Origin of the sequence: Microbacterium sp., from assembly GCF_031988965.1 — a bacterium.
Lineage (GTDB): Bacteria > Actinomycetota > Actinomycetes > Actinomycetales > Microbacteriaceae > Microbacterium.
In genome coordinates, this window is record NZ_DALZXX010000015.1 from 38,737 (window position 1) to 40,870 (window position 2,134).

The following is a 2,134-nucleotide window of genomic DNA, read 5'->3' on the forward strand; positions in this document are numbered from 1 at the left end:
CGCCGCCACGAGCAGCTGCGTGCGGGCGTAGTTGACGATGGTGGCGAAGCCGTTGCTCGCCGCGGCATCGGCGGCGGGGCGTGCGGCACGCGGGAAGAGCCGCAGCGTCCACTTCCAGATTCCGCGCCCGTCAGCCAGGAGGCAGATCAGGATGAAGAGCGAGAGCACCGCCCCGGTCACGACGTGCGCGGCGGTGGTGCCGACTGCGAGAGCGCCGTTGAGCAGCGCCTGCGTCTGCTCGTTGATGATCTGCAGACCCTGGTCGATGTAGCCCTGGATCTGGGTCTCGCTGAGGTGCAGGGGTCCGGTCAGCAGGAACTGACGGAACTCCTCGATCGCCGCCGAGCTGCGCTCCTGCACATCCGGCAGCTGCGCTCGCACCTGCCAGATCACGAGCCAGAAGAGCAACGAGACGATCGTCAGCGTGCCGATGAGCGCCAGCGTGACAGCCAGCCAGCGGGGGAAGCGGTGCCGCAGCATCCACTGCATCGCGGGCCACAGCAGTGCCGTGATGAGGATGCCGACCATGAGGGGGATGACGAGGAGCTTGAGCTCGATCACCAGCCAGATGATGCCCGCGACAGCAGCGGCGATCAGAAGGAGCCGCCAGGCGTAGGCCGCCGTGATGCGCAGGCCGACAGGCACCGCCTCGTCTGTCGCGGTGGCCGCGGGACGATCCGGGGCTGCGGCGCGCGGACGGAAGAGATCCCTCAGTCGCGGACGCTGCTCTTCGCTCATCGCCCAAGTCTACGGCGCGGCCACCGGCGGTCTCGACGAGCGTTACGGTGTCGGTGCCCGGCGATACGCTGACGACGTGACCGACACTCTCAGCGCCAGCCAGGCACGACGGATCGCGCTCGCAGCGCAGGGATTCACGCGTGCCCGACCGAGTTCCGTGTCCGCGAGGCATCTGCACCGGGTCATGGGCAGGCTCGGTGTGCTGCAGATCGACTCGGTCAACGTGTTCGCGCGCTCGCACTACCTCCCGATGTTCTCGCGACTGGGCGCGTACGACCCGGCACTGCTGGATCGGGTGTTCCACTCGCGAACGACTCACTACGTCGAGTACATGGCTCACGAGGCCACCTTCATCCCCGTCGAGGACTGGCCGCTCTGGCGGTTCCGTATGGACGACTTCCGCGCGCGCTGGGCGGGCCCCGACTCCTGGATGAGCACCAACGCCCGTACGCTGCAGTGGGTCAAGGACGAGCTCCGCGATCGAGGACCGCTCCGTCCGGCCGACCTGCGGGCCGACGCTCCGCGCGAGCGCGGCACCTGGTGGGACTGGGACGACGTGAAGCTCGCCCTCGAGCACCTCTGGCGCACGGGCGATGTCGCGATCAGCGGCCGCAAGGGATTCGAGCGCAGCTACGCTCTCGCCGAGAACGTCATCCCCGCCGGGATCCTCTCCACGCACGTACCCCGCGATGAGGCGATCCGCGAGCTCACCCGACGCGCGGCACGATCCTCCGGGGTGGCGACCCAGTCCGACCTCGCCGACTACCACCGCATCCGTGACCGCGCCGCGGTGTCGCAGTCGATCGCCGATCTGATCGACGAGGGCGAGCTGCTGCCCGTAGCCGTCCGCGGATGGGACCGCGCGGGCCGACCGATACCGGCATGGCGTCACCACGAAGCGGTGCTGCCCCGCCGCGTCGATGCGGCCGCGCTGCTGACCCCCTTCGACCCGATCGTCTGGTTCCGAGATCGGGCGCTCCGTGCTTTCGAGCTCGACTACCGCATCGAGATCTACGTGCCCGCCGAGAAGCGGAGATACGGGTACTACTCGCTCCCCGTGCTCGTCGGCGATCGGATCGTCGCTCGTGTCGATCTCAAGGCCGACCGCGCGACGTCGACCCTGCAGGTGCAGTCCGCCTGGTGGGAGCCTCAGGCGAATCCCGCTGAGGACGCGGAGCGGATCGCCGTCGAGCTCGCTCTCGCGGCATCCTGGCAGGGTCTCGCGCACATCTCGGTGTCGGGGTGGGGTTCCGCGGCCGAGGGTCTGCACGCCGCTCTCTCCTTCCACCCCGACGCATCGGTCCGCCGTCACGTGCACGCCAGAGAGCGCACGTCATGAGCCGCCGAGTCGCCTGGGCCGTGGGCGGCACCGCCGCCGCTCTCGTACTCGCCGGCG

Annotated in this window: 2 protein-coding genes; one reads left to right on the top strand and one right to left on the bottom strand. The window is 69.4% G+C overall.

Annotation, left to right across the window (positions count from 1 at the left end):
* On the bottom strand, positions 1-738 hold a 738-nt coding region (locus RTM68_RS05750), incomplete at its 3' end, for an AI-2E family transporter (protein ID WP_312169148.1).
* A gap of 76 nt (positions 739-814) precedes the next feature.
* Here RTM68_RS05750 and RTM68_RS05755 point away from each other — a divergent pair.
* The gene (locus tag RTM68_RS05755; RefSeq protein ID WP_312169150.1) at positions 815-2,077 is read left to right on the top strand and encodes a DNA glycosylase AlkZ-like family protein; all 1,263 of its coding nucleotides are present in this window, start codon (positions 815-817) and stop codon (positions 2,075-2,077) included.
* Positions 2,078-2,134: the final 57 nt, after the last annotated feature.